We start from the raw sequence: 5,515 nt of genomic DNA, 5'->3' as shown, positions 1-5,515 counted from the left end.
CTGATTACCTTGAGGCTATATTTTTAGCGGGATCCGAGTTAGTTGAGTGATAATTAGGCATTCACGCTCTTGCCGTGCCTCATTTGCCGATTATTCAATGGATTTAATTTTGAGAGGAAGGGGGATAAGTATAAGGAAAGTTAATTGTCTTCGAAAGCTTTATAACTAATTCGTTAGTGCAGCTAAATGTGGCGACAATGTTTTAAGATTGCTAATCCATTAGTAATTGGCTCTAATAGATTAATGTTTAGATAGAATCAATTCAGAATGCTTACAATTTATTTCTTACATGGTACAACCGATGAACTAGGGAGGGAACAGAGCCAAGGTATTTCTGAGGTTCTCTTTCCAGATGTCAATTACGTTCAGAACAAACACGCAATTACCATCACCAAGATGTTCGTTGGCCAGCAGTGCCATAGATGGGAAGTTAAGTCCGTTGACCATCCCGCAGTCAATGAAGTCAAAATAGGGCTGATACGTCGTATACCGTCTCAGCCGGAGATATACCTCTCTCAGACACATAAAGTAAAACGCAATGTAATAAGCCTTCTGCGAAAGGGAACGTTGGTTGAAGTGGATTACGGATACATACCCTCGGTAAAAAAATGCTCAGGAGATACTAAATCTAATAAGCGTTATCCGGATGTTCGCCAGTCTGGTGAAATGCATAAACGTAGGCTTGCGATTGTGGTCAAGGCTTCAGGTACTCGTGTGCAGGTTGTCCCCATTTCTTCCAATGAGCCTCCCATCGGGGATCGGGCTTGCTTCGAAATGGCAAGGTCGTCACTGGAAAAGCTTATGCATTATAACGATCAGAAAAAACGATCTTTTGCAGTTTGTAGTATGATTGAGACTGTAGCGCTGACGCGCATCTTACCGCCTCTTGCTAAACCTGTTAGAGAAGCGGGGAGACAGGCACCTCAACGTTCAGATGGTTATCCTCATAAAGTATCAAATATAGATATTCAAGCGTTGGATAAAGCTCTATCAGTAACAGTGGGGATTGGTGACTATAAGGAAATCAAACTTAAGAATACTGAGCTGTACCTGTCTAACAGTGCTTTAAAGAAAAGGTTAGTAAGTCTGCAAGAACAGCTAGATGCCAATAAAGCCTCATTGGATGTAGCTCAAACAAAAGTCTCTACTCACGATGCATTATGGAATATGCTTGAGGATCATTATCGCCAGCTTCACTCAACAAAAAGTCACGAAGAAGTCAGTGATATTATTAAAGATGAACTTAAGGTATGGATAGAAATCGCAGAAGACGCTTAATTTCATCACTTGTCGTTTTTTGCCCGCCGCTGTTCAAATTGATTAAGTCATATTGACGTATTAGTTTTATTAGTTTACTATATATCTATTGGGTAAGAACTGGAACGGCTTCCAGCTTACCGACGTCTATAAACGACCTAGCCGCCTTTATAAAAGAAAAACAAAAAATCCTGCATTTAGCGGGATTTTTTGTTTCTGAAAAAATAGATGAAAATCTCGTATTTAAGTTACCAGTCCTATATGTAAGCGAAAATGATCAGGGCAGATAGCTTACTCAATCACTAATTTGGCTCATTTCTCTTTGAGCAGCATGTGCTTCTTTTGTGTATCAGGCATAAATAAAACCATATTTCCCTTTAGAGAGTCTGGGTACTTGTTTAAACCATTACATCTAGGTATGTTTTACTTTTTTGGCACTGGCACCGGAATAGCAATACCCTCCTGAGGCTTTTTTAACTCCTCATGATGTATCGCCAAAGATAAATATACCAACGCATCTTTTGCAAGAGTGAGAAGCTTCATTGTGAGTGATTCGAACTCTTCGACACCGACAACAACTGTGTATGAATTCATGCGTTCTTTCTCAACCAAATCTTGCTTAATATTAGTTTCTCGCCTTCGGAGCTTTTCAATTTGGATTTCAAGTTCAATGTCATTACTTTGACTTGATGGCTGACTTAATAGGAGGTCTTCGAGTTCTTTTTGCGTATCAGATAATTCCTTTCTGTGTTGTTCGATTTCTGTTGAACTATTATCTGTATAACGGTGACACACAGTATCAACCAGTTTAAACGCGCGGTGTTCCATTGCATTTCTGATTTTAAACAAACGTTGTGTGTCAGGATCAAACCAGTATGACAAGTCTTCGTCATCAGAGACTTTTCTGCCGCTCTGTCGAATTTCATGTGAAATGAAAAACAATGCTCTGAAGTATTCGTTTTCGCTGTTTTGAAATATGTCTTTGAGTTGCTGGTTACTTGGTTTGAACCAAACTTTTTTGAAGTCCACCTTGTGATCATTCTGAATAGTGTCGAGATTAAAGAATCGATGTAAGAGAAACGAAATCTTGTCGAAAATCGAATAGCTTATTCGAAAGCATGACTTAAGATGGTTTGTCTTTAAGTTGTTAATCTCGTATTCCAATGTATCGACATGATCGAATGTCGAATTGAAGAAATGATCTTCAAAATTCGGTATTGAACTGCCCATGAATGCCAAGTACCGTGCGTAACAATAATCGGTTTTCATCTCATCAAAGTGACCATGAAAGTTCAGTCCTTCTGAGGTCGTCACTAGTGTGTTGATGCGTGCCGAAAAACTTGGCAATGTCAGTATGTCATGGTTTACCACTTCAGAAATTGAGATCCCATTTAGTTCATTGATGAACAGCCTCTTCTCCGTGCACCATGCAAAATAGTCTTCTTCTTCCTTCGTACTAAAAGAACTGCCTTTTAACTTTTCGAGTTCTGGAAAGTCACTACCGCAATGCAGCTCTCGCTCTTCAAACCAATTCAGGAAGTGTTTGTAAAAAGGGTTGGCCTCAATGCCTTGTTTCTGTATCAGTGGAAATTCATTAATTCTAGACAAAGCCTCTTGATAACATTTTGCTGCTTCTCTTTGCAGATAAAATGCATGGCTATCATCATAAACACTCTGAGCTAGTCGATATATGCAACGAGCCTTACTCATTACGGCATGTACATTGCCCGACTTTATCGGGTCTTCATAATACGCGAGCGCTTCTAATCGTCTTCCTTGATAATCCAATTCATTTGCCAGATTGGTCAACAGACGACTACGCAGGTCATAAAACGCCTCCATCATGTCACTTGAAGCCATAGTGCCAAAACTTTCTCGTGCAAAAGACTTCACTTCAGCCAATGCCTTTCTGAAGTTTAGTAGCGCAAAACCAGAAATTTTGCTGTCAAATTGGGTATCACGCCTTGCGGCTACATGAGAATACCCAGTCCCTATGTTGTAGTATATGTGCAGTCTGATAAGTGGTGTGATGTGTGTGTATGTTTCAAGTTCTTCGCAAAGGCTGACAATTCCATCAAAGTCATTGATGTCACAAAGGTCATCCATTAATGCTGACTTTTCGTGGTGAAGCTCTAACGTTATCTCTTTCTTGCCATCCATGCTTTTTATTACCTTCCTCAGCCATTCCCGACATAATACTACCATGTTAACTGCACTCAAAGTGACCCACTTTATTCCTATTCACGTCCTGAACTGTTCCTCGTTAGTTGGAGAGAACAGCCTGATAATTCATAGTGTTGGGTGTGCTCAAGAATAATCTAGGATAAGAAAAAATATGCCTTGAAAACTGAATTACCATCTCAAAAAGAAATAAGTTGGATTAACCAAATTATCGATGACCGCTTTTGGAACAAACCACTTTTAGTCTCAATTTGTGCAAAGTTGTTTGCACAAGATTAGAAAAGCCAACTACATAGGATTACTCGGTAGTTGAAAAAAGAAAGGCAGTTAAGTATGAGTTGTTGATAGTTTTAGCCTTGTTAATACTCACTATCCGGACTGCCAAATTCTTTTCCTACTGGGCCACCCAAAGCCCCGTGTAACTTTCGTTTTTTGCACCAAGCAATCGCTAGTCTATCGAATTCTATTGCATCGATGGCTATCTTGACCTGATGAAGTTGTTCATCTTTGATGACTTGATATTCAACTGGACTCTCAATCTGGATTAAAACTGGGTTTTGATTCTCATCGTCGAAAGTCATCCCGAATTCAGATAATAAGTGCACCACTCATGGTTAACTGGGGATAGACGAACAACTGCCTGTTGGTGGTATTCTTAAGTCGCCAAACAAAAAGAGTATCACCATGAGTTACAAGCAGTTGATCGAAGGACAAAGATATCAGATAGAGGCCTACTTGCGCGAGGGTTTTAGTTATCGGGAAATAGGAAAACGGTTGTGTGTCAGTCACAGCACCATCAGCCGGGAAGTTCGGCGCAATCGTTTGAGAGGCAGTCATTATTTACCTGAATTGGCGCAGAGTAAAACGAGACGGCGGCGATGTCAGGCTGCTAAATATCAAGTGCCTGCGCTCACTATTGAGTTTGTTGAGTACGCGCTCTCTCAGAAATGGAGTCCCGAGCAGATTGCTGGTGTGGGTAAAATTGTTGGTTACCCAGTCAGTCATGAGTGGATTTATGGCTACGTTCAACGAGACAAATCAGCAGGTGGAAAACTGTACAAACAGCTGCGACAAGGCCGCCGCAAGTACCGTAAAGGCAGCCGAGCGAAACGCGTTATCATTCCTAATCGCGTTGGTATTGAGTGTCGTCCAGCCATCGTAGATGAGAAAGAACGCTTTGGTGATTGGGAAGTCGATACGGTGTTAGGCAAGCACGGTACAGGGGCCATTGTGAGTTTAGTAGAGCGTAAAAGTAAGTTGTACCTGATACGCAAGGTGCCCGCTAAAAGCGCGGCTGATGTAGGCAGAGCGATGGTAGGTATGCTGTGGCGCTACCGTAGTCATGTGCACACGATAACAGCTGATAATGGCGGAGAATTCTGCGGTCATGAACAGGTCGCAGAAAAACTAAAAACCGATATCTACTTCGCAAATCCCTACTCATCCTGGGAGCGAGGATTGAACGATAATTTTAACGGTTTGCTAAGGCAATACATTAAGAAAGGCACCGATTTAAGAACCGTTACAAACGAACAGGTCGCTGACGCGCAACGGGCACTTAACCTGAGGCCAAGAAAATGCCTTGGGTACAGACAACCCTTAGTTGTCTTCAATGAACTACGCCGCGCAGCTTAATTTAGCGAGTGGTGCACTTCGGAGTTGAATTCGCGCCCTTGTATTTTAAAGTGCTTCGATAACTCTTTAGTAAAAAATCCTGAAGGTTTCTAGGCCACAATTTGCAGTCATCTCGTTCTTCGGCAACTAACCCCTCAGCGGCTTTGTAACTTTCTATAAACCGATTTTTAAGTAACTCAATATCCTTAGGATGATATACCAAGCGTACCCCTAGCGGCTCGCCATTCCAATCTAACGATGGAATAAGGTGACTTACAGCAACAACATCTTCGACTGTCGCATCTAGCCAGACGTCAATTGAAGGACATAACGCAATCCATTCCATTGCAGTATTACCTGTAGTCGCTTCATTGTTGGTTAACCAGCCAGGGCGAGATCGTGAATGTTTTTTAACCAGTTGAAAAAAATTTGACGAGTTATTTGACGAGCTAGGTTTGTCGTG

At 41.4% G+C, this 5,515-nt stretch carries 4 protein-coding genes and 1 pseudogene; 2 read left to right on the top strand and 3 right to left on the bottom strand.

Annotation, left to right across the window (positions count from 1 at the left end; translation table 11 throughout):
* Window positions 1-267 precede the first annotated feature (267 nt).
* Window positions 268-1,278 carry a hypothetical protein gene (locus GQS54_RS22740; RefSeq protein ID WP_166426202.1) on the top strand — a complete coding sequence of 337 codons (1,011 nt, stop codon included), beginning with the start codon at window positions 268-270 and terminating at the stop codon, window positions 1,276-1,278.
* Between the two features lie 402 nt (window positions 1,279-1,680).
* On the opposite strand, the gene GQS54_RS22735 is transcribed toward GQS54_RS22740, so the two are convergent.
* Both GQS54_RS22735 and GQS54_RS22730 read right to left on the bottom strand, forming a co-directional pair.
* Window positions 1,681-3,417, bottom strand: a complete 1,737-nt coding sequence (locus GQS54_RS22735; RefSeq protein WP_166426201.1) for an LA2681 family HEPN domain-containing protein — start codon at window positions 3,415-3,417, stop codon at window positions 1,681-1,683.
* A gap of 380 nt (window positions 3,418-3,797) precedes the next feature.
* Window positions 3,798-4,019 carry a hypothetical protein gene (locus GQS54_RS22730; RefSeq protein WP_166426200.1) on the bottom strand — a complete coding sequence of 74 codons (222 nt, stop codon included), beginning with the start codon at window positions 4,017-4,019 and terminating at the stop codon, window positions 3,798-3,800.
* Window positions 4,020-4,122: 103 nt separating this feature from the next.
* Between GQS54_RS22730 and GQS54_RS22725 the strand changes: the two genes are divergently transcribed.
* Entirely contained in the window at window positions 4,123-5,073 is a 951-nt protein-coding gene (locus GQS54_RS22725; protein WP_166426199.1) for an IS30 family transposase, read from the top strand.
* A 1-nt stretch (window position 5,074) separates the two neighbouring features.
* Here the strand turns inward: GQS54_RS22725 and GQS54_RS22720 are convergent.
* A pseudogene (locus tag GQS54_RS22720) lies at window positions 5,075-5,515 on the bottom strand (hypothetical protein); the annotation flags it as partial.

It is taken from the genome of Paraglaciecola sp. 20A4, from assembly GCF_011378905.1.
In the GTDB taxonomy this organism is placed as follows: Bacteria; Pseudomonadota; Gammaproteobacteria; order Enterobacterales; family Alteromonadaceae; genus Paraglaciecola.
The sequence above is the reverse complement of the archived record's forward strand: the minus strand, read 5'-3'. Positions and strand labels throughout refer to the sequence as shown.

Coding starts and splice junctions, on each gene's coding strand:
- GQS54_RS22740 (WP_166426202.1), top strand. CDS start 268: ATGCTTACAATTTATTTCTTACATGGTACAACCGATGAACTAGGGAGG.
- GQS54_RS22735 (WP_166426201.1), bottom strand. CDS start 3,417: ATGGATGGCAAGAAAGAGATAACGTTAGAGCTTCACCACGAAAAGTCA.
- GQS54_RS22730 (WP_166426200.1), bottom strand. CDS start 4,019: ATGACTTTCGACGATGAGAATCAAAACCCAGTTTTAATCCAGATTGAG.
- GQS54_RS22725 (WP_166426199.1), top strand. CDS start 4,123: ATGAGTTACAAGCAGTTGATCGAAGGACAAAGATATCAGATAGAGGCC.